The organism is Actinoplanes hulinensis (assembly GCF_019429605.1).
In the GTDB taxonomy this organism is placed as follows: domain Bacteria; phylum Actinomycetota; class Actinomycetes; order Mycobacteriales; family Micromonosporaceae; genus Actinoplanes; species Actinoplanes campanulatus.
In genome coordinates this window covers 19,500-40,730 of sequence record NZ_JAHXZI010000007.1, presented here as the reverse complement: position 1 = coordinate 40,730, position 21,231 = coordinate 19,500, and the positions used below count along the sequence as shown (strand labels likewise).

Below are 21,231 nucleotides of genomic sequence, written 5' to 3'. Positions count from 1 at the left end.
GGTCATCCGTCGAGGCCCCGGCGGACGCGGACCAGGTCGGCGGCGAGGTCCGGTGCCCGGTCGGCCAGGTCCTCCAGGGAGGACCGGGTGTCCAGCAGGCCGGTCCAGAGCACGCCGCGGCCGCGTTCCAGCAGCTCCACGGCGCTGCCCGGATCCTGGTTGGCCAGCGCGGCCGCGCTCGCCTGTGGGCCGGCGCCGGACCAGTGGCTCAGGGCCGTCTCCTGGCTGACCCGGCTGATGCCCCGCCAGGCCAGCGGGGCGAGCAGACCGACCGCGTACGCGAACGCGGTCTGCACCTCGGGCAGGTCGTCGAGCCATCGCGCCGCGTTCCCCCAGGTGGCGGCACCCTCGATGCGGGATCGCGTCGGCACCGCCGGGTGGTGTGCGGCCTCGCGGCCGTGGTCGCGGGCGACGGCCACCGTCGACGGGTCATCGCGGTGCAGGCCGTCGGTCAGCAGCACCCCGGCCAGCACCGCGAGGAGCTGGGCGTGGTCGGGGGACGCCGGCTCCTCCGTGGCCAGGGCATCCCGCAGAGCCGTGACCGCGGCGCGCAGATCCGCGTCGTCGTGGAACGCCCGCCAGCGCCGTTCCAGGGCCTGCCCGAGTGTGGCGAGAAACGACGACTGATACAGATCGTCGGCCGACGACACCTCGATCGCCTCACGGATCCGGTCGATCGCCTCCTCGAGGTGAGCGCGCTGTCCGGTGTGCTCGAAGGCCACGACCAGCGTGCCCGCCAGGTCGGCACGGAGCCGGCCGCGTTCGAAGTGTCCGAGGTCCGGCCCGTCCATCGCCGCCGCGTGCCGCCCCACCGTGATGGCCTCTTCCAGGTCGCCCCGGGCCAGGAGCAGACGGCCGAGCCGGGAGAGCAGACCGGCACGAGCGGTTCGGCCCGTGGCCCGTTCGACGGCGGTCCTCGACGCCTCGATCGCGTCGTCGAGGTCCGGGAGGTGACCGTGCAGGTCGTACCGGTTCTTGAGATGGGCGGACAGGTTGGCGGCGAACCGTGGATCCGGCTCGTCGTCGCCGGCCAGGGTGCGCCCGATGGCGATGGCCCGGTCGAGATCCTCGCCCCGGCCGTCGCGGTGGAACCGCAGGACCAGGGCGGCGGCGAGATTGGCCGCGGCCACGGCGTACTCGATATGGGTTCGGGGAATCGCGTCGAGGATGTCGCGGAGCAGGCCGATGCCCTCGTCGAGGCCGTCCTCGCCGCCGGGCCGCTGCAATCTCGTGCGCAGGGTGATCTCCAGGAGGATGCTTCCGTACGAGCGGGTCATCCCGGCCTTGGCGGTGACCGCGCGCATCAGGTCGGCCGCCGTCTCGATGTCGGCGGGGTCGCCGTGCTGTTCGAACCGCGCTGACAGGGCCATGGCCAGCTCCATCTGCGTGATCCAGCGGCCGATGCCCTCGACGGTCATCTGTGCCAGGGCCTGCCGGAGATTCACGATTCCCTCGGTGAGGTCCTCCGGTCGACCGTACGCATGGAATCTGAGGGTCAAGGCCGAGCCGAGCCGGCCGATCGCCTGCGCCCGGGTGACCAGCAGCGGATCGGGCCCGCGCAGCACCGCCCGCAGCAGGCCGACGGCCTCGTCCAACCGGCCGGCGTCCCGGAAACCGGCGGTCGCCAGGGCGTTCCCGAGCTGGTAGCGCAGCGCCGCCGCCTGGGTGGCGCGGTCGTCGACCATGCTCTCGGCCTGCCGCAGGACCGTGATCGCCTCGTGGACGCCGTCACCGCCGAGGTACCTCGCGGACGCCGTCAGGGTGGTGCCCAGCAATAGGAGCCGTTCCGCCACGTCACGGCGTGCGGCCCCGGCCGGATCCTCGCGGCGCAGCGCCCGGATCGCGTGCTCCAGGTCGGCCGGGTCGCCGTCGATCTGGTAGGCGGCCATGTAGGCGGCGCCGGTCGCGGTGGCGTGCACGGTCGCGATGGCCGGACTCGGGCGGGTGCCGTCGAGCAGCGTCAGGGCACGACGGACGTCGCCGAGATCGCCGCTGTGGTGGGTGGCCCGCACCGAGAGAATCATCGCGAGGATGATCCGGGGCTGCTCCTCGTTCTTCACCCCGGCGAGCAGTTCCACGGCCGCGTCGAGGTCGGCCCGGTCGCCGCGCTGGCGCAGCGCCTGCGCGTAGGCGGCGGCCAAACCGATCTCCAGGGCTGTCGGTGACGCCCGCAGCTCCGCGAACATGGCGAGGGACCGGTCCAGGTCGATGCGGTCGCCGTCGGCGAGAAACCGTCGCAGGTACGCCTGCCCGCCGGCCGCCAGCGCGCCGAGCCGGCCTGCGCCCTGGGCCTTCGCGGCGGCCTGCTCCGCCAGAGCCGCGGCTTGGTCGATGTCGGCGCGGCTGTCGGTTCGCGCCGACCGCAGCAGCAGGGCCTCGGCGAGAACCTGGAGCACGTCGGGATGTCGTTCCTCCGCGCTCAGCTCGCGGATCGCCAGCTCGACATCGCCGGGATCCTCCCTGGCGATCAGGCATCGGGCGTACGCGGGAACGAGCTGCGCCCGCTCCGGGTGACCGGCCGGGATCGTGGCCAGCACGCTCGCGAGCAGCTCCCGCGCCTCGGCCGCGGCCGCGGGGTCGCCGCTGACCTCGGACAACGAGGCCAGCGAGAACCCGAGCATGCTCGCCAGTGACGGCCGCTGCGGCGACCCGGGCGGCACCACGGCCAGGCACTCACGCAACAGGCCGATCTGTTCGCCGAGCTGGTCCGCGCTGGTCACCCCGACCGCCGTCCCGCGCAGGAACAGGGCGGTGGCGAGAAGATGCAGCACCGCCGGCGTACGCGGCTCGACCGGCCGCAACAGGTCGACAGCGCGGTCCAGGACGTCGGCGTTCTGGCTGACGTAGTAGGCGGAGATATACGTCATCGCCGACGAGAGCGCCCATTCCGCATGATGCGGATCCGCCGGATCCGACGCACCGAGGTAACCGGCACGCCGCAGCACATCGAGCGCTTCCCGCAGATCCCGCTCGTCGCCGGTGAGCGTGAAACGGCCGGCGAGCAGATTCGCGATCAACAGCAAAACCTCGACCGGCGGGGTACGCCCATCGCCGCCGATCGACCGCAGCCGGATCAGCAGCCGGTCCACCACCCGCAGGTCGCCGCGCCCGATTCCGTCCAGGTACTCCCGGCGGATCTCAGCGAGGTCGATATCCGGCGCCGGCATCGTTCCACTGTGCACATCCGCCGACCCGTCCGCCAGCCCCGCGGACGGGCTCGACGGCCTCCGGAGGGGTGCCGTTGTCCTGCGGCGATGCAAGATCAACCGATCAGCCGTCTTCCGGGTGCGGTGCGGAGTCGGTGCCCCGCAGAAGCTCACCGATCTGCTGAACGAGAGGTGTGAGCCCGACCTTGGTCGCTGCCGCGAGGCTCTTCTCCCATACCTTTCGGGCATCGTCCAGTTTTCCATAGGCGGTGAGAAGCACACCGAGGTTGGCTCCCACGACAGCAAGTCCGTCGGGCCGTCGCAGGCGATCGAAGATCTCGAACGCCTTGAGCATGTTGGACAACGCTGAGGGGAAGTCCTGGCGTTGCACCTGGATTTGCGATATGCCCCAGGTGGTGGTGGCAATGCCCTCCATATCGTTCAGCCGTTCGGCCGCTGGCAGCACCATTTCGAGGCGGATACGAAGTGCTTCGTCGTAGTCGCCATGTTCGAAGAGGATCTCGGCGATTCTCTCCCAGTTGAGAGCGATGGCGCGGGTGTCGCCGAGTCGCTGGTAGACGGGTAGCTGGACCTCTTGGCGGATGCGGAGTGCTTCGTCGTACTCGCCACGCTGGTAGCGGATGTCGGCGATCTTTCCCCAGGTGACAGCGATGGCGCGGGTGTCGCCGAGTCGTTGGTAGACGGGTAGTTCGATTTCGTGGCGGATGCGGAGTGCTTCGTCGAAGTCGCGACGCTGGTAGCGGATGTCGGCGATCTTTCCCCACGTTATTGCGGTTTCGCGGGTGTCGCCGAATCGTTGGTAGACGGGTAGTTCGATTTCGTGGCGGATGCGGAGTGCTTCGTCGTACTCGCCACGCTGGTAGCGGATGTCGGCGACAGCGCCCCACGTTATGGCGGAGCCGCGGGTGTCGCCGAGTCGTTGGTAGACGGGTAGTTGGACCTCTTGGCGGATGCGGAGTGCTTCGTCGTACTCGCCACGCTGGTAGTGGATGTCGGCGATTCGTCCCCAGGCGATGGCGATGGCGCGGGTGTCGCCGAGTCGTTGGTAGACGGGTAGTTCGATTTCGTGGCGGATGCGGAGCGCTTCGTCGTAGCCGCCACGTAGGAAGAGGATCTCGGCCAGATCCCCCCACGCCGTTGCTGCTTCACGTTCGGATCCCGCGGTGGTGAACATTTCGCGGGCCTGGTTCAGCAACTGTTCGGCCTGTTCCAGCGCGCCCCGGGTGATCAGGAGCTTGGCGTGTTCGCCAGTGACTCTGGCGTGGGTCAACGGGTCGGCCGCTTCACCTTCGGCCGTGACCTGCTGGACCGCCTGCTCGAAAAGCGCGACCGCCGTGTCACCATCGCCGCTGATCTGTGCTGCGTCAGCAACATTGCGCAACAACCAGACCGGCGCAGACCTGGCGCACCGGTCGAGCACGGCGAGAGCCTGCTGCCCCAGCGCAAGCGCCTGCTCCGCCGGGCCCGCAAGTAGAGCCCGCACCGCGTCCCCGGAGCACAGCGCGACCACCGTCGGGTCCTCAGCCATCACCGCCAGCCGGGTGAGTTGTAGATCCAAGGCGGCGTTCCAGGTTGGTTGCTCGTCGGGGCCACCCCACGCGGTCAGCAGAGGCCGGACCACCACAGTCGCGAGTTCGACCTGTTCAGCATCCGTCAGCGGGGTGAGCCGGCCGGCGGCCAGGGCGTTGACCGCGGTTGCGGTCGCCCGCTGATCGCCGGCGTCGGAGAAGGTGTCGGCCAGCCCGAGACCGCAGAGCCGCCGCACAGACCCGAGGGTGCGGCTTTCCAGCAGGTCGGTGACGGCTGCGGGCATCGGCAGTTCGAAGAGGGTCAGCGCTCGCAGCAGGGCGATGTGGGCGGCCCCGGCCTGCTCGATCAGCGCGTCCAGAGCCAGGTTCTCCACGAATGCGCGGATCTCGGTGTCAGCCGGTAGATCGCCACGATCGAGGTAGCTCTCGATGTCGGTGACCGCCTGTTCGGCCCGGGCCAGGTCGACCTGCGGGCTGTAGACCAGCCGCAACACGACCAGATCCTGTAAACCGGGGTTGCCCCGGCTTACCGCCACCGCCCGTGCCGCCAACTCGGTCCGCGTCAGCCGCAATTGTTCGGACGGCACGGCCTCCTGCCGCACCGCCAGCTTCCGTCGCGCCACCTCGGTCAACGGCGCCAACTGCACTCGCTCCAAACGATCCGGCAGTCCGTCGAGCGTGAACACGAACCGGCTGGTCAGGATCAATCGGCTGTCACCCCGTTCCGGGTCGAACGCCCGCAGTACCGCCGCCAGCACCGACGCATGGCGGCCGGACACCCGGTGCGGGCCTTCCTCCTGTGGCTCGAGGACTTGTTCGAGGTCGTCGATGATCAGCAGCAGCGGCCGTTGCCCGTCGCTGCCGGGCTGGGAACAGGGGCCGGACAGCAGATCCACCAGCAGCCACCGCAACGACTCCGGATGGTCGCGCACCTCGGCCCGTTTCGCCTCGATCAACGACCGGGCCGCCGCGTTGTCCTCCACCGCCGCCGCGATCGCCTCCAGGATCCCCATCGCGGTGTAGTCACCGAACACCACCGCCACCGCGCGATCGCCGAACCGGTCCGCCAACCGTGCCGCCAGACTCGACTTGCCCAACCGGCCCTGGCCGTGCAGCAGCACCCCGGCGTGCTCGATGCCACGCAGCGCTCGCAACGCCCGCCGCATCTCCCGGCGCCGGCCGACGAACATCTCCGCCGTGGCCACCGGCACGTGCCGCCGTTTGAGGTCCAGGAACGTCTTCGTACCGTGGAGCGCCGACATCCACTGCCGCTTACGTATCCCGGCTACCACCGGACCGCCCCCGGACGGACCCAGCCAGATCCGGGCCAGATGCCAATCCGCCCGTAGAACCGGCTGTTCACAGGCCAGCAGCTTCCGGCGAGCGTCACCCATCGCTGTAGCCAGGTCCAGCCGTCGCCCCAAACGCTCGTAGAAATGTCGGGCGAACAGGGTTGCGGCGCCATCGGTGACCGACCCGTCCCAGCCGATCACCGCGGGCACCCCGGCGCGCACCAGGCTGGTGGACAGCGAATGCGCCACCGGCACCACCTCGACGTCACCTGCTGCGCCGCCGGCCGGCTCGCCGGGGGAGCGATGATCCTCGCCGGGCGGTAGGTAGCCTTCCGCGTCCGCCGGTGTCGCCGTCAGGCACGCCGAGACGAACATCAACCGCGGCATCACCGACAACCGGCCGATCAGATCCGGCGCCGTCACGGGCCGACCGTCGCCGACCTCGTCCTCCATCATCAGCACCGGTACCCGGGGCCCGTCCGGAGACGTCGGCCAGTTGTTCACCCCGTGGCAGGAAAGATGCAGCACCGGCAGCCCGCCGAGGTCGGCCCACCGTAGGCCCAGTTGCTCCGGATCACCGGTGTCCTCCACCACCAGGTCCGCCCGGGTGTCGCCGACCGCGGTGAGGATGGCCGACTCCTCCGCTTCGAAGTCGAGTTCCCGTTGCCGCCGCGGCGCCGAGGCCATGAACATCAGCCCCAGCCGGTACTCGTCCAGCGGCGCGGCGGCCGTCGGCGTCCCCAGGCGGCGAACCACCTCGAACCGGCGCAGCCCATCGGCGGCCAGGAACCCGGTCTGGTCGGCCAGTACCTCCCACGGCGCGCGCAGCACCGCCCACCCGGCTGCCGACGGCGACTGCGGCGCCCGCACCTCGAACACCAGCGGCACCGCCGCCTGCTCCAACCGTGTGCTCAGCTGTCCGTGGCCGCCGTCGATCCAGCTGAACAGCTCCCGGCCCAGCCCTACGAACACCGCATCGTCCGAGCGGGCATGCACCGCCTCCACATACCGGCCCGCGATATCGAGCAGCAGCTTGACGTCAGGTACGCCCAGCACCCGGCGAGTGCCCACCGGCTCGCCGCCGACCAGCACCTCGAACCCGGCGTCATCCAGTACCAGACCGGTAGTCACTCCGCGTGCTCCTCCTCACCCGACGCGGTCAGCACGGTGAGCCCACCGGGTCGTCCCATATACCTGGCGGACAGGCGGAACCGGGCTGTTCGGTGCCTCGTGAGGTGTGGCCGGTTGGGTTGAGGATGTCGCCCGGATCGAACCGCTCGCCAGCGGCGTGCGTAGACAGCTTCTGTTCGAGTCCATGTGACGAAAGGGTTGCTGTGAACACGGTGGTTTTGGTGTTCGATCGCACTGATGTCGGATTGCGTCACATCGCGGACATGTTCGGCGAAGCAGCCTTCGTTGCTGGAAAGGTGGCCAGAGTGGAGCCGCCTGGCGGGCGGATGTACGTTTGTGCGATGTCCCCCATTGAGGAGGGGATCTTCGATGAGTGGCCGCAGGAGAAGATTCCTGCCAGCCCGAAGGCGTTCGTGGTCGATTATCGGGAAACGGAAGCCGTCGTGGACCTGGTCAAGGGCCTCGCGCCGCATTACGAATTCTGGATCGACAGCAATTTCGGCCGAGTCTATTCGCGGGATGAGTTCCTGTACGTGGCCGCCGATCCAGCCCAGCATTGGTGGAGTTACGACGACGAATCGTCGACATGACCCTCTGCCGCAACGGGCAGGCATGCCAGGCACACCCGTCGCGGACCGGCGCGCCGCGGCCCATCCGTCGTCACGATCATGAAGTTCATTTCACCAGCATTCACCGGAGCCGTCATGCGCACTGCCGCTGTGCTCGCTTCGTCGAGCAGGGTCTCCGCTTCGATTCTCCGTCCGGCCTGGGCGCTGGCCACGCCGTCGCACCTGCGCTCGCCGGGCTCGCCCTCGGCCCGGCCCGCCGCCGGGCCATCGCACCGCACGCCATCGATTAGCGCACCGCGGCCGTGGCCCCGCGAGGGCCACGGCTTATGCGGCCGCGCCCAGCACCGCTTCGGCGGTCAGCGCGACGGATTCGAGGCGGTCGGCGATCCTCGTCGACTGGTGAGCGACGATCAGCTCGTCGGCCTGCGCCTGCTCGGCGAACGAGGTGAGGTACTCCCGGACCTCGTCCGGGGTGCCCACCGCCGTGTAGGTCAGCATCGAGGCGAGTTGCCGGCCGTTCGGTGTCGTCAGGAAGGCGTCGATCTCCTCGTCGGTATAGTCCCCGGCCCCCGGCGTTCGTTTGACCAGACCCCGGACCAGGATGCGGCGGGTGACCTCGAACCGCTGCCGCGCCTCCTCGGCCGAGGCGGCGGCCACCACGTTCACCCCGGCGATCACGTACGGCTCCGCCAGCTGCGCCGACGGGATGAACTCACTGCGGTAGAGCGTGACCGCCTCATGCAGCAGGCCGGGCGAGAAGTGCGAGGCGAACGCGTACGGCAGGCCGTACGCGGCGGCGAGCCGGGCGCCGAACAACGACGAGCCGAGAATGTACAGCGGCACGTTCGTTCCGGCGCCCGGCGTCGCCCGTACCCCCTCCACCGGTGACTCGTCGCCGAGATAGCCCTGCAACTCGCGGACGTCCTGCGGGAAGCTGTCCGCCGACATCGGGGTCCGGCGCATCGCCCGCATGGTGACCTGGTCACTGCCGGGCGCCCGGCCGAGGCCCAGGTCGATCCGGTCCGGGTAGAGCGAGGCCAGGGTGCCGAACTGCTCGGCGATCACCAACGGCGAGTGGTTGGGCAGCATGATGCCGCCCGCACCGAGACGGATCGTGGAGGTGTGGCCGGCGACGTGCCCGATCAGCAGACTGGTGGCACTCGACGCGATCCGGGCCATGTTGTGATGCTCGGCGTACCAGACCCGCTCGTAGCCGGACCGCTCGGCCGCCTGCGCGAGAGCGACGGAATTTTCGATGGCCTGCGCCACCGTTTCACCGGGAGCGATCGGTGCGAGATCCAGAATCGAAAGGCGCGTCATACGCGCGGCAACGCACAGCCGTTGGTGATCGTTCCCGCCGGTGCGCCAGAACACAGCGGCGAGTCAGCGGTTTTCGCCGGAACACGGCATCGTGGGCCGTATGACCGATGAGTTGACCACTCAGGCCCGCGCCATCCTCGCCGCCAACCGATACGCGGTACTCGGCACCGCCACCCCCGCCGGAGAACCCTGGGTGAGCCCCGTCTACTTCGTCAACCTGGACTTCAGCAGGGTGCTGTGGCTCTCCCGCCCCTCCGCGCGGCACTCCGAACTCATCGCCGACAACCCCCGGATAGCGGTCACCGTCTTCGACTCGACGGTTCCGATGGGCGGAGCCACCGCCTTCTACGCCCGCGCCACCGCCGCACCCTGCCCGGACGGCGACCTCGCCGTACAGTTGCAGATCTTCTCCACCCGGTCGGTCGCTGAAGGATTCCCCGCCTGGCGCCTGAACCAGGTCACCGGCGAGGCCCCGCTGCGCCTCTACCGCGCCGACATCACCGAGGCCTGGCTGCTCCCCGCCGACGACGGCCCCGAACGCCGCATCCCACTCCCGCTCTGACCCCTCAGGGCCGCGGGCGCTCGGACAGCGTTCCGAGGGCCCTTTCGACGACGGTCACGCGTTCCAGGAGCGGCCCGGCGGGCACCTCGAGGAGGTCGAAACCCTGGTCGCGATAGGTCTGCTCGTGAATCCTCTCGAAAATGAGGGCATCGTCGAGACTGATGCGCCGGGCGGCGGTTCTCCGGACGTACCCCTGGTTTCGGACGAAGAAGACGGTCCGCTCGTAGAAGCGGTCGGCGGTGATGCGCTCGACCTCGTCGAGAAGACGGCGTGACGGTGGCCGGCCGCTGTAACGGCTCAGTGCCAGGGTACAGACCGGAGACCGGTCGAAGACGACGATGCCGGGTGCCGCCCGGCCGACGGCGTGCTGTCGCCGCTGCTGAAGTGCCACGACATGGTCGGCGAACTCGGGACCCCGCCACGGCTCCGGATCGCCGAGGGCCTGCGACAACGCGATGACATCGGTTGCGGCCTCCTCCACCACGGCATGTCCGCGGACCTCCAGCCGGCGAAGGATGGCGGTCTTACCGGCGCCGGGCGTGCCGGTGAGGATGAAATGGGGCACGGTGAGCCTCCTTCGTGAGTGGACCCCTACGATGGTCGATGCATGTCCGCCTGGGGGAGGCACTACGCATGGCGCTGTTCGACGACGCGTACCCGGCAAACCCGCATCCGGCGCTGGCCGAGCTGCGGCAGGCCGGCCCGGCGCACCGGGTGACGTCACCCGCGGGGATCCCGTTCTGGCTGGTCACCCGCTGGGACGAGGCCCGCCTCGTACTGACCGATCCGTCGCTGTCCAAACAGCAGCCCATGGACGGGCTGCCCCCGCAACTGCGCTCGGCGCTGACGACGCAGATGCTGCTGCGCGACCCGCCGGACCACACCCGGCTGCGGCGGCTCGTCTCGGCCGGCTTCACCCCACGCCGTACCGAAGCGCTGCGACCGAGGATCGAGCAGCTCACCGACCGGCTGATCGACGCGTTCGCCGCGGATGCCGAGGTGGACGTGATCGACCGGCTCGCCGTCCCGCTGCCGTTCGAGGTGATCTGCGAACTGCTCGGCATCCCGCCGGCCGAACGCGGGCCGTTCCGGGCCTGGTCCGACACGATCATCGTGGGCGGCGCCGACCTGGTCGAAGCCCTGTCGCAGAGCGTCGCCTACTTCCGTGACCTGCTCACCCGCAAACGCGCCCGGCCGGCGGACGATCTCCTCAGCGCGCTCGCCGTGATCGTCGACGACGGTGACCGGCTCACCGACGACGAACTGGTCGGCATGGCGCTCCTGCTGGTCGTGGCCGGCCACGAGACCACGGCGAACCTGATCGGCAACACCGTCCACCTGCTGAGCCGCCACCCATCGCAGCGCTCGCGGATGCGCGACGACCCGGACCTGGTGCCCGCCGTGGTCGAGGAGGTGCTCCGGATGGCCAGCCCGTCGGCGACCAGCACCTACCGGGTCACCACCCGCCCGGTCACCCTCGGGGACACCACCATCCCGGCCGGCGAGCAGGTGCTCGTCTCCCTGCTCGCGGCCAACCGCGACCCGCGACGATTCACCGACCCGGGCACGTTCGACCCCGCCCGGCCCGACAGCGGGCATCTCGCCTTCGGCCACGGCATCCACTTCTGCCTGGGCGCGCCGCTGGCCCGGATGGAAGCGCAGATCGCCGTTCGCCGATTGTTCGCCCGCCACCCCGATCTCGAGGTCACCACGGCGCCGCAGGAGCTGCGCTGGCGCACCGGGCTGTTGATGCACGGCCTACGATCCCTGCCGATCCGCCTCCGGCCGAGCGATCCGGCCAACGCCTGATTGGTGTCAGCAGTGAGTTCGTGGACGTATGCCTGATCCGGATCGCCGGCCAGCTGCATTTCGTCACGCGGCCAATCGATGCAGGACGGCCCCGGCTACCTGCTCGGCGGGTGGCGTGCCGTCGATGAACGTGGCGTCGGTCAGTGTGGCGAACGTGGCCAGCGCTTGATCGACGTGGTCCTGGCGCCATTGCCGTGCCTTGACGTCGACCTCGTCCGCGTCGATCCGGGCCCGTAGCCGGTCCTCGGGGACCGTCAGAATGAATTCGTGGACCCTGATGCCGGATTGGTGGATGCCGTCCAGGATCTCGGTCCGGTAGGTCGCGTTTATCAGGCTCATCGGGGCGACCCACGGGTGTGGATACTGTCGGGCGAGGCCGGTCATCGTCTCGATCACGAGGTGCCGCCAGAGCGAGAGGTCCTGAAAATCGCCGGTCGGTGACTCGACGAACGGCATGAGCATGTATCCGACGTATTCCGGATCGAACAGCTTCGCCCCGTCCAGCCTTTCGGCCAGCAGACTCGCCGTCGTCGTCTTGCCGGAGCCGAACGCGCCGTTGATCCACACGATCACGCCGCGCATCGTGCCACCGCGAGGCAAGGGCGGTCCGGCTATGTCGGCGGCGTCCACTGGTAGTGCGTCGATGTGGTGATCTCGTGGAAGCCGCATCGGCGCAGGACGGGCGCGCTGGCGGGGGAGGCGTCGACGTGCAGCAGCCGGAAGCCGCGGGCGGTGGCCTCCCGTGCCCGGGCGGCGATCATGGTGCGATAGAGGCCGCGTCCCCGCCAGTCCGCCGAGGTCGCGCCGCCGAGGAGCGCGACGAAGTCGGTGCCGGGATAGTAGACCGCGAAGGCGGTGCAGACGAACCGGCCGTCGGCCTCAGCGACCCGGATGGTGATCTGGCCCGGATCAGCCGACAGCCGGGCGGCGAGGGGCGGCCGCGACCCAGGAGCAGTCGCCCCCGAACACACGCACACACCGCCCATACGCCGGTGAACTATCCCCGTTGAGCGGTCTCGTTCAGCACGACGTCGAGCAGATCCGCGATGTCGTTCCCGGCGACGACGACCGCTGGGCCGTGGTCGAGCTGCCGTAACGCCTGCCGGATCGCCACCAGCGACGTATCCCGGTCCATGGCCCACCGTGCGGCCTGCGCCTTCGGACAGTGCACACCCTCCACGGCGAACCGCCACATGCGGCAGGCGGTGAGGACCATGAAGGCGGCGTGCTGGACGTCGTCGGTCTGCGATCGCCAGAACGTCAGCCAGTACCGGCCGCGCTCGATTATCCACTCGGCCGGAACGGGCGCGATCACCTCATGCGGCGCGGCACCGACGATGGCACGCCCGTGTGCGCGTGCCATCGACAGCTCAGCGAGCAGGTCCGGAGCGGCCCGCACCCGGCGTTCCGCCTCGAACACGGCCGGCGGCCCGTCGTGTCGGCTCAGGTGCAACTCCAGCGCGGGCATTCGATCCGGTGCGCCGGCGACCTCGGCCGCCACGACATCCAGGTCGATGCCGGCCGCGCCACCCACATCCGCCTGGCGGACCAGCCGCTCGATCTCTGCCGCTTGTGTATCGGTCAGGCCGCCGTCCAGGACGGCCAACAGGTCGATGTCGCTTTGTTCGGGGCGGAAACCGCCGGCGGCCAACGACCCGTGCAACACCACCGACCCGACCCCGGCGCCGGCGAGGAGGTGGGCCAGCCCCTCGGCAGCGGTCACGGCACTCCGTTCCGCCCTGTCGACCATCAGCCTGTTCTATCACTCGGCCCGAGTGGCGGGCTGATCGACGTCACTGCGACGGAAGATGATGACTCCACTGGTCCGGAGGGCGACCTGGTATCCCTGAGCCGGTAGGTGGTCGATGGCGGCGGCCATCGTCACGGGGGCGGCCATGGTGGTCTCCGGCGGGTTGCTGACGGCGACCCACTCGGGCCGGATGTCGGACCGTGGGTACGTGGGGAAGAAGTAGACGGTGCATCGGGCGGTGAGCTGCGGCGCCAGCCGGTTGTCGGCGGCGACCCGGGCGTTGTCCGGTATGTGGGCCAGCGTCAGGCGTATCCGCCGGGCATCGGTGTCGGTGGCCCAGGTGCCCGGGCTCAGCAGGCCGCGCAGCGGTAAGGGAGCCAGCAGTGTCGCGGCAACCGCGATCACACAGGCGGTGTGGACCGCCGCCCGCGCCGGGCGTCCGTTCCCTGTCGCGTTCAGCGCGTCGAGGAATGCCACGAAGACGATGGGAATCAGGACGGCGCTGTATTGGAAGCCGGTGTTCCAATAGAGCGGGTTCGTCGACCAGAATCGCCAGGCCAAGGTCGGTACGGCGGCGAGCAGCAGTGGTGAGCGCAGCGCGAGGAACAGTGTCGGTGCGAGGAGCCAGAGCAGGGTGTGCGTCTTGACGGCGGGCAGGAACATGCGGTTCAGCGGGTCCTGGCCGTCGTGGGCCGCGCTTGCCGCGTACGGATATATGTGCGCGGGATTCAAGGCCGGCAGGATCGCGCCGACGATCACGAGGCCCGAGCAGATCGCGATCAGGATCGTCGCCGCGCCCAAGCGCCGCCGGCCGCGCAGCGCCAGCAGCAAGCCGATGACCGCCACCGTTGCCGGTAGGTCCTCCTTCACCGCGATGAGCGGCAGCGTCCAAGTGGCGGCGGCGAGGAAACGACGCTCGGCCAGTGCGGTCAGGCCGAAAGCCAGCAGGGGAACGGCGAAGGCGACCTCGTGGAAGTCGAAGTCGACCGCGGACTGCAGACCCCAGGACATCCCGTACGCCAGCCCGGCGCTCACCCCCGCTCCGGGGCCGACGACACGGGTGGCGAGCCGGGTGATCGGTATCGACGACACCGCGATCAGGGCCGCCTGCGCGACCAGAAGGGTGATCGGGCTCGGAAACAGCCGGTAGAGCGGGCCGAGCACGGCAAGGATCGGATGGAAATGGTCGCCCAGGAGGTTGAAGCCGGGCGCCTTGATCGTCACCTCGGGTGCGCCGAGGTGGGCGTAGCCGCGTACCGCCTGTTCGAAGATGCCGAGGTCGTAGGCGCTGGTCTCCAGCCGTAGATGCCGGTGCACCGACCAGCACGCGTAGGCGAGGAACAGCGCCCCGGCCAGAGGGTACGGTGCCGCGGACGAGGAGCGGACTGGGGTTGTGGGCATGCCGGGAGGTTGCGGTGCCGCGGCTGAACCGCCGCTGAAGAATCCTGAACAAGTTTCAGTTGGGCGGCGACTGCGGCAGCTCCGCGACGAGGCGGGCGCCGCCGGTGGCGCCGGCCGCGTACAGGCTGCCGCCGTGGCGTACGGCGATGTCCCGGGCGATGGCCAGGCCGAGCCCCGCGCCGCCGTGGCCGCGGTCGCGGGCCTCGTCGATGCGCGCGAACCGTTCGAAGACCCGTTCCCGGTCGGCTTCCGGTATGCCGGGGCCGTCGTCGTGGACCTCCACGCGAACGAGGCCGGGCCCTGGTTTCGTGACGGTCACGGTGACGCGGTCGCGCGCGTATCGGGAGGCGTTGTCCAGAATGTTTCTCAGCATTCTGGCCAGTTCCTCCTCGCGCCCGGTCACCAGCGCGGGCTCAGGCGCCACCACGATGAACCGCTCGTCCGGCGGCACACGATAGCGCCGTTCGCCGGCCAGTTCCTCCGCGATCGCGGCGACGTCGATCGGCTTCCCGCGGGCGGGCGCCGTCCGTTCGAGACGCGCGAGAAGGAGCAGGTCGTCAGTGAGCCGCTGCAACCTCTCGATGCCGGCGCCCAGAACCTTCGGGTCGGCAGTGCCGCCGTGCGTGGCGGCGACCTCGACGGTGTTCCGCAGACCGGCGAGGGGACTGCGCAGTTCGTGCGCCGCGTCGGCGACGAACCGGCGCTGCCGCTCGGCCGCGTCGGCGAGCCGGTCGAGGGTCGCATTCATGGTGACCGCCAGCCGCGCGATCTCGTCGCCGGTGCGCGGCTGGGGTACCCGGCTGCTCATGTCCGCGGCGGTGATCCGTGCCAGCTCGGCCCGCATCCTCTCGACCGGGCGCAGCGCGCGCCCGGCGGCCCACCAGGCGACCACGGCGACGAACAGTACGGCGGTGGGGAGACCACGGCGCAGCCAGTGGTCGACCGGGGCCACGGCGGCCTCCGCGTCGAGCGGAGAGATGAGCATGTAGACGGTCGCCTCGACGTCTTTCGACTCGGGGCCCGATGGACTGAAGTTATAGGTCACCAGGGTGACCTCGCGACCGTCGTGCTGCCCTTGTGCGCCGTTGCCGGGGGGTCGCAGGAAGACGTCGAGACGACCGAACGAGAAGTCGCTCTGCCGTGGTGGGGATGGGGGGAAGGTCAGACCGCTCTCCCGCACGTAGTAGGCCAGCTGGTTCTGGGCCAGCAGCACTTCGCCGTGGTCGTCGACCACCGCGAAACTGATCCCCATGCCGTAATAGGGGAACTCGTACCACCGGTCGTATCCGTCGCGCGCAAGATCACTCTCGACGTCGAGGTCCACCGGGCCGCGGGCCAGCGTGCCCCCGTCCGCGTTGATCCTCGCCGCAGGGGTGTCGTATGTCGAGGCGATAGCGAGGGCCTGTGACCGCGCGGTCGCGATTGACCCCGCCACGCTGTCGGCATATATCACCTGGCGCAGCCAGAACGCCCCGCCCCCGAGGCACAACGCGGCCGCCAGCGCCGCCGCTGCCGCCGCCCGGACACGTACCGCCGCCGGGCTCGGCAACCACGGCCTACGCACAGCCGTCCACCAGCCGGTAACCCACGCCACGGACCGTCTCGATGCTCCGCACCCCGAACGGCACATCGATACTGCGGCGCAGCGCGCGAATGTAGACCTCCACGATGTTCAGATCACCGTCGTAGGCCGCGTCCCACACCTCGTCCAGGATCTCGGCCTTGCTGACCACCACATTCGCCCGGCGCGCCAGGCAGGCCAGCACCGAGAACTGCTTGGCGGTCAGCGTGATCGGGGTCGTCCCCCGCGAACAGCGGCGCTGCGCCTGATCCACCACCAGGTCACCCACTCGCAGCAACGCCGGCCTCGGCTCGCCGCCACGGCGCAGCAGGGCTCTCACCCGGGCCAGCAGGACGACGTACGAGAACGGTTTGGTCAGATAGTCGTCCGCCCCGGTGTCCAGGGCCTCCGCCTCGTCGTACTCCCCGTCCTTGGCGGTGAGCACCAGCACCGGCGTCCCGACCCGCGACTCCCGCAGCCGGGCGCACACCTGGAAACCGTTCAGCCGCGGCAGCATCAGGTCGAGAATCACGGCCTGATAGCCCTCGGTCATGGCGTACTCGAGCCCGGTGCTCCCGTCATGAGCTACATCGACGCTGTAACCCTCAGCAATCAAACCGCGACGCAACGACTCGGCCAGTTCTCGTTCGTCTTCCACGACCAGTAACCGCACCAGGTCATCCTCCCAGCACCCGACGTCAAGATCCTGAAGCCGATTTCAGGTTCCGGTACAGGCCTGTCCTATGCCCAGCACTTCACTGGCGGGCTGCCCACTCCAGGTCGCCTCGTTGAGCCGGGCAGAGCGGCCTCACTCCGGTGCTCACCCTCCGCTCGGCTCACTCGTACCGGTACTTCAGCGCGTCCGCCTCCGTCTGCTCGATCTCGGCGATCGTCAGATCCGGCATCCTCAGCTGGGCCAGCGTCACCTCGGCCGAGGTCGGCTGGGCGTCCGCCGCGAGCCACTCCTCGGGCTTCCAGGCCGAGCCGCGCAGGAACGACTTGGGGCAGTGCGGGTAGACCTCGTCGATGCCCACCACCAGCGCACTGGCCGGCGGCTTACCCACCGCGGTCAGCTGAGACAGCAGGTCCGGGCGGGTGGAGACGCAGGCCCGGCCGTTCACGCGCAGCGTCGTGGCGCGCCCCGGGATGACGAACAGCAGCCCGGCCCGCCCGGTGGCGATGACGTTCTGCAGGGTGTCCAGCCGCTTGTTGCCGGTCGCGTCCGGAATCACCACGGTCCGCGGGTCCAGGACGCTGACGAATCCGGCGGGGCCGCCGCGCGGCGAGACGTCGAAGTTGCCGTCGGCGTCCGCGCTGGCGATGAAGACCAGCGAGGAGCAGGCGATCAACTGCCGGGTCTGGTCGGTGAGTTCGGTCATCTGTTTGCGCACGGCCGCGTCGCCGGGCATCGCATAGGTTCGGCGCAGCGTCTCCCGGTCGGGCACGGCGTCGTGGCGCAACGAGTCGAAGGCGCTGGTGGCGAGATCTGGTCGCATGCATCGACCTTAATAAACCCCTTCGGTGTACGGGGACCGCGCGGCCGATGGCATCCTGGGCGGCATGACTGATCTCGATGCCAAGGCGAATCTTCTCCGCTACCTGCGGGAGGCACGCGAGTCGCTGCTCGGGAAGCTCGACGGGCTGTCGGAGTACGACGTCCGGCGGCCGCTCGTACCGACCGGAACGAACCTGCTCGGACTGGTCAAGCACGTGGCCGTGGTGACCGCCGGCTACTTCGGCGAGGTGTTCGACCGGCCGTTCCCCAGGCCACTGCTCAGCCTGGCCGAGGGCGCCGAACCCAACGTGGACATGTGGGCCGGCGCCGGCGAGTCCCGCGACGACATCATCGCCCTGTGGCAGCAGGCCTGGGCCCACGCCGACGCGACGATCGAGGCGCTCCCGATCGACGCGCCCGGATCGGTCCGTTGGTGGGGAGACATTCCGGTGACACTGCACCACATCCTCGTACACGTGCTCGCCGAGCTGAACCGCCATGCCGGCCACGCCGATCTCGTCCGCGAGTTGATCGACGGCCAGGTCGGCTGGCTGAGCCCCGGCGACAACGTCCACGAGGCCGACGAGGCGTGGTGGGCCGCCTACCGCGACCGGCTGGAAGCCACCGCGCGTTCCTTCGCCTGACCGGTCACTGCCGCCTACCGGGCAGCAGTACGTGCGAGGTCGCTGCGCCGCGCGAGCGGCTGATCTCGTCGGCGGAGGCTTGGTACAGTCCGCGACCGGGACGGCGATCATCGATCTATCGCGGAGGCTGCGGTGCGTGGAGTCAGAGTCGGTATTCCGCTTCTCGTGTTGCTGGGCTCGGTGGCGCTCGCGGCGTGCGGCAGTTCCGGCAGTGCCGATGCGGATGCGGGCGCGGCGCAGGCCGGAACAGCGCCATCCCTCGGTTCGGGAAAGTACGCGGGGGACGACCTGACCCGGCCCACGCTTCCCGCGGCTCGTGGGCCCGTGCTGCACGTGGAAAACACGTACACGTACACGGTGCAGGTGCTCGACGCCATGACGACGCTGTCCATGCCGTCCGACCCGCCGCCGCCGGCCGGCACGACGGCGCTGGTGCTGCTGCTGCGGGTGGAGGCCGATCCGCCGGAACGCCGGATCACCGCACCGATCCAGCACCTGAGCATCGACTACCCCAGCCGCAGTCAGGACCTGAACCAGTACATCGGGACCGTGTTCGACGGCCGCGAGCCCTATCTCACCGAGGACCAGGTGCTCTTCGGGGGTGACGGGGCAGAGGGTGTCGACGTCCTGGAAGCGAACACGGTGTACTACACCTGGGCCTGGCAGTTGGTCTCCGAGAAGGCCGACCTCGAGGGTGCGTCCCTGTGCGATGTCAGTATCGCGGGCAAGAAGAACTGCATCCCCGTCGGAACGATCCGAACCGACTGAGCGGAAGCGGACACCGACCTTTCTCAGCCGGGCCGCTTGCCATACCAGATCGGTGATCTTCCGCTCGGTGCCGGCGGTCAATGCCGTGATCGCGAAGTAGGCGGGACACCCGCTGACTCCGACCAATGGGGCGTCGCTTCGGCTTGACGCATTCCGTTATGGGAATATGATTGTAGTCATGGCACGAGCAGCTACGACGTCGGACGCGTTCAACGCGATCGCCGAGCCGCAGCGCCGGGACATCCTGGCGCTGCTGCGGGCGGGGGAGTGGCCGGTGACCGACCTGGCCCAGGAGCTGGGGATGAGCCAGCCACGGGCGTCCAAACACCTGCGAGTGCTCCGGGAGGTGGGGCTGGTGCGTGTCCGTGAGGTGGGCAAGCAGCGCCTCTACGGCCTGGACGCTCGCGGGTTGCGGCCGATCCACGAGTGGGTGGGCGGATTCGAACGGTTCTGGGCCGGCGGTTTCGACCGGCTGGAAACGTACGTGCAGGAGCTCAAGCAGACACGGCAGGAGGACTGACTGGTCAGCTTCTCGGCCCCGAAGGACCGTGCTCGCGTCAGCGGGCTCGGTGCGGAGGGGACGGCTGACCAGCCCGAGGCACCTTGAAGGAGGTGACTACGTTGCATACAAGACAGTCGACCCGCTCCGGTGTGCTTCCTCAGCGCCGGACTCTGGAATCCGTGTCAGCAGACAAGCCGACGAGAGCGCACGAAACGGGACACGGACACCGCGACCCCGTTGCGGTATCTGGTGTGCAACATGGGCGAGGGGAGACCACTGCCCCGCATGCGGGCCAGCGGCGTCACCCGGACGGGCCACCGTCCGGAGACCGGGGCCGTAAGACCCCACCAACCCATCATCCGGTCGTGCTCGTCCTCGACAAACACGGCTGGCCACTACAACCGTGCACACCCGCCCGCGCCCGCAAACTGCTCACCGCCGGCCGCGCCGTCGTGCACCGCCACACCCCGTTCGTCATCCGGCTCAAAGACCGCACCGTGGGCGAGTCGGAGATTCTGGGGGTTGAGGTCGGGGTGGACCCGGGGTCGAAGGCGACCGGCGTCGCCGTGTTCACCGCCCAGGACGGTACCCGTACCGGACTGCTCTTGATCGAGGTCCGGCACCGGGGCGGGCAGATCCGGGACAAGCTCACCGCCCGGGCTGCGCTGCGCCGTGGCCGCCGGTCACGGAACCTGCGGCACCGGGCGCCACGGTTCAACAACCGTGCCCGGTCGCAAGGCTGGCTCGCCCCATCGTTGCGGCACCGGGTCGACAACACCATGTCCTGGGTGGAGCGGCTGCGCCGGTGGGCGCCGGTCACCCAGCTACACGTCGAACGGGTCGCGTTCGACACCCAGCTGCTGCAGAACCCGGCCATCCAAGGCGTGGAGTATCAAGCCGGGGAACTTGCCGGGTACGAGGTCCGCGAGTATTTGCTCGAGAAGTGGAAACGCCGGTGTGCGTACTGCGGCGCCTCGGGGGTGCCGCTCAACATCGACCACATCCGCCCGAGAGCGTGCGGCGGATCCGACCGGATCTCAAATCTCACCTTGGCCTGCGTCCCGTGCAACCAGGCGAAAGGCCCCACACCGGCAGAGGTGTTCCTCACCGACCGGCCGGACGTGCTCGCCCGGATCCTGCGCCAGACGAAGACACCACTGCGCGATGCCGCCGCGGCAACTTCGACCCGGTGGGCGTTGTGGCGAGCGCTGACCGGTACCGGCCTGCCAGTGCAGGTTGCTACCGGCGGCCGCACGAAATGGAACCGGCACCGCACCGGCGCACTGAAAACCCACACCCTTGACGCGCTGCACACCGGCGCACTCGACACCGTCACCCGATGGCCGGGCACGGCGCTGGTCGCGACGTCAACGGGCCGGGGCACCTATAGCCGCACCCGCAGCGACAGGTACGGCTTCCCCCGCCTGCGCCTACCGAGGACGAAACAGGTGTATGGCTTCGCCACCGGTGACCTCGTCCACGCGGTCGTTCCGGCCGGTGTCAACCGCGGCACGCACACCGGCCGGGTCGCCGTACGCAGCACCGGCAGGTTCAACATCCGCACCGGAACCGGGCTGCTTCAAGGAGTCCACCACCGGCACATCCGGCTGCTGCAACGCGCCGACGGCTGGGCCTACACCCACCAACCCGAAGGACAACCAACCCATGCCTGACGAGAAGCCGCCGGCCCGTACCGGGTTTCCTCCCGGCCCTGAAGGAGCCGGTTTCCGC

General features: G+C 69.6%; 19 protein-coding genes. 7 read left to right on the top strand and 12 right to left on the bottom strand.

Translation table 11 applies throughout. From position 1 onward, the window contains the following. Nucleotides 1-2: 2 nt before the first annotated feature. Together KZ829_RS14385 and KZ829_RS14380 are read right to left on the bottom strand one after the other, a co-directional pair. Nucleotides 3-3,167, bottom strand: a complete 3,165-nt coding sequence (locus KZ829_RS14385; protein ID WP_220144401.1) for a hypothetical protein — start codon at nt 3,165-3,167, stop codon at nt 3-5. Between the two features lie 103 nt (nt 3,168-3,270). Then, nucleotides 3,271-7,080, bottom strand: coding sequence for a CHAT domain-containing protein (locus tag KZ829_RS14380; RefSeq protein WP_308285479.1), 3,810 nt, complete (start codon nt 7,078-7,080; stop codon nt 3,271-3,273). A gap of 242 nt (nt 7,081-7,322) precedes the next feature. Between KZ829_RS14380 and KZ829_RS14375 the strand changes: the two genes are divergently transcribed. After that, nucleotides 7,323-7,709: a hypothetical protein gene (locus KZ829_RS14375; protein ID WP_220144399.1), complete on the top strand. Its 387-nt coding sequence runs from the start codon at nt 7,323-7,325 to the stop codon at nt 7,707-7,709. Here the strand turns inward: KZ829_RS14375 and KZ829_RS14370 are convergent. Beyond that, nucleotides 7,685-7,900, bottom strand: coding sequence for a hypothetical protein (locus tag KZ829_RS14370; protein WP_220144398.1), 216 nt, complete (start codon nt 7,898-7,900; stop codon nt 7,685-7,687). The two genes, KZ829_RS14375 and KZ829_RS14370, sit on opposite strands and share 25 nt — an antisense overlap. Nucleotides 7,901-8,012: 112 nt before the next feature. Beyond that, nucleotides 8,013-8,957: an LLM class flavin-dependent oxidoreductase gene (locus tag KZ829_RS14365; RefSeq protein WP_372453867.1), complete on the bottom strand. Its 945-nt coding sequence runs from the start codon at nt 8,955-8,957 to the stop codon at nt 8,013-8,015. 151 nt (nt 8,958-9,108) lie between these two features. Between KZ829_RS14365 and KZ829_RS14360 the strand changes: the two genes are divergently transcribed. After that, the gene (locus KZ829_RS14360) at nt 9,109-9,570 is read left to right on the top strand and encodes a pyridoxamine 5'-phosphate oxidase family protein (RefSeq protein WP_220144396.1); all 462 of its coding nucleotides are present in this window, start codon (nt 9,109-9,111) and stop codon (nt 9,568-9,570) included. Nucleotides 9,571-9,574: 4 nt separating this feature from the next. Here KZ829_RS14360 and KZ829_RS14355 read toward each other — a convergent pair whose 3' ends face one another. Beyond that, the gene (locus KZ829_RS14355) at nt 9,575-10,135 is read right to left on the bottom strand and encodes an AAA family ATPase (protein WP_220144395.1); all 561 of its coding nucleotides are present in this window, start codon (nt 10,133-10,135) and stop codon (nt 9,575-9,577) included. A 38-nt stretch (nt 10,136-10,173) separates the two neighbouring features. Here KZ829_RS14355 and KZ829_RS14350 point away from each other — a divergent pair, with 38 nt between their 5' ends. After that, complete coding sequence (locus KZ829_RS14350) at nt 10,174-11,379, top strand: cytochrome P450 family protein (RefSeq protein ID WP_220144394.1); 1,206 nt, start codon at nt 10,174-10,176, stop codon at nt 11,377-11,379. 63 nt (nt 11,380-11,442) lie between these two features. On the opposite strand, the gene KZ829_RS14345 is transcribed toward KZ829_RS14350, so the two are convergent. From KZ829_RS14345 to KZ829_RS14315, 7 genes are all read right to left on the bottom strand, one after another. After that, entirely contained in the window at nt 11,443-11,961 is a 519-nt protein-coding gene (locus KZ829_RS14345) for a P-loop nucleotide/nucleoside kinase family protein (protein WP_220144393.1), read from the bottom strand. A gap of 29 nt (nt 11,962-11,990) precedes the next feature. Next, nucleotides 11,991-12,350: a GNAT family N-acetyltransferase gene (locus tag KZ829_RS14340; RefSeq protein ID WP_220144392.1), complete on the bottom strand. Its 360-nt coding sequence runs from the start codon at nt 12,348-12,350 to the stop codon at nt 11,991-11,993. A 26-nt stretch (nt 12,351-12,376) separates the two neighbouring features. After that, nucleotides 12,377-13,102, bottom strand: coding sequence for an aminoglycoside adenylyltransferase domain-containing protein (locus KZ829_RS14335; RefSeq protein WP_220144391.1), 726 nt, complete (start codon nt 13,100-13,102; stop codon nt 12,377-12,379). A 39-nt stretch (nt 13,103-13,141) separates the two neighbouring features. Continuing rightward, entirely contained in the window at nt 13,142-14,530 is a 1,389-nt protein-coding gene (locus KZ829_RS14330; RefSeq protein WP_220144390.1) for a DUF2079 domain-containing protein, read from the bottom strand. A 55-nt stretch (nt 14,531-14,585) separates the two neighbouring features. After that, nucleotides 14,586-15,965, bottom strand: coding sequence for a sensor histidine kinase (locus KZ829_RS14325; protein WP_308285478.1), 1,380 nt, complete (start codon nt 15,963-15,965; stop codon nt 14,586-14,588). A 121-nt stretch (nt 15,966-16,086) separates the two neighbouring features. After that, complete coding sequence (locus tag KZ829_RS14320; protein WP_220144388.1) at nt 16,087-16,764, bottom strand: response regulator transcription factor; 678 nt, start codon at nt 16,762-16,764, stop codon at nt 16,087-16,089. A gap of 163 nt (nt 16,765-16,927) precedes the next feature. Next, complete coding sequence (locus tag KZ829_RS14315; RefSeq protein WP_220144387.1) at nt 16,928-17,587, bottom strand: MSMEG_1061 family FMN-dependent PPOX-type flavoprotein; 660 nt, start codon at nt 17,585-17,587, stop codon at nt 16,928-16,930. Nucleotides 17,588-17,651: 64 nt separating this feature from the next. Between KZ829_RS14315 and KZ829_RS14310 the strand changes: the two genes are divergently transcribed. From KZ829_RS14310 to iscB, 4 genes are all read left to right on the top strand, one after another. Then, nucleotides 17,652-18,230 (top strand): DinB family protein, encoded by a 579-nt coding sequence (locus KZ829_RS14310; RefSeq protein ID WP_220144386.1) that lies wholly within the window; start codon nt 17,652-17,654, stop codon nt 18,228-18,230. A gap of 180 nt (nt 18,231-18,410) precedes the next feature. Then, the gene (locus KZ829_RS14305) at nt 18,411-18,998 is read left to right on the top strand and encodes a hypothetical protein (protein WP_220144385.1); all 588 of its coding nucleotides are present in this window, start codon (nt 18,411-18,413) and stop codon (nt 18,996-18,998) included. A gap of 178 nt (nt 18,999-19,176) precedes the next feature. After that, nucleotides 19,177-19,518: an ArsR/SmtB family transcription factor gene (locus tag KZ829_RS14300; RefSeq protein WP_220144384.1), complete on the top strand. Its 342-nt coding sequence runs from the start codon at nt 19,177-19,179 to the stop codon at nt 19,516-19,518. 347 nt (nt 19,519-19,865) lie between these two features. After that, nucleotides 19,866-21,173: an RNA-guided endonuclease IscB gene (gene iscB, locus KZ829_RS14295; RefSeq protein ID WP_220144383.1), complete on the top strand. Its 1,308-nt coding sequence runs from the start codon at nt 19,866-19,868 to the stop codon at nt 21,171-21,173. Nucleotides 21,174-21,231 lie beyond the last annotated feature (58 nt).

Excerpts from the sequence above, each read along its gene's own strand:
- KZ829_RS14385 (WP_220144401.1), bottom strand. The coding sequence starts at position 3,167 with ATGCCGGCGCCGGATATCGACCTCGCTGAGATCCGCCGGGAGTACCTG.
- KZ829_RS14360 (WP_220144396.1), top strand. The coding sequence starts at position 9,109 with ATGACCGATGAGTTGACCACTCAGGCCCGCGCCATCCTCGCCGCCAAC.
- KZ829_RS14350 (WP_220144394.1), top strand. The coding sequence starts at position 10,174 with ATGCATGTCCGCCTGGGGGAGGCACTACGCATGGCGCTGTTCGACGAC.
- KZ829_RS14345 (WP_220144393.1), bottom strand. The coding sequence starts at position 11,961 with ATGCGCGGCGTGATCGTGTGGATCAACGGCGCGTTCGGCTCCGGCAAG.
- KZ829_RS14330 (WP_220144390.1), bottom strand. The coding sequence starts at position 14,530 with ATGCCCACAACCCCAGTCCGCTCCTCGTCCGCGGCACCGTACCCTCTG.
- KZ829_RS14315 (WP_220144387.1), bottom strand. The coding sequence starts at position 17,587 with ATGCGACCAGATCTCGCCACCAGCGCCTTCGACTCGTTGCGCCACGAC.
- KZ829_RS14310 (WP_220144386.1), top strand. The coding sequence starts at position 17,652 with ATGACTGATCTCGATGCCAAGGCGAATCTTCTCCGCTACCTGCGGGAG.
- KZ829_RS14300 (WP_220144384.1), top strand. The coding sequence starts at position 19,177 with ATGGCACGAGCAGCTACGACGTCGGACGCGTTCAACGCGATCGCCGAG.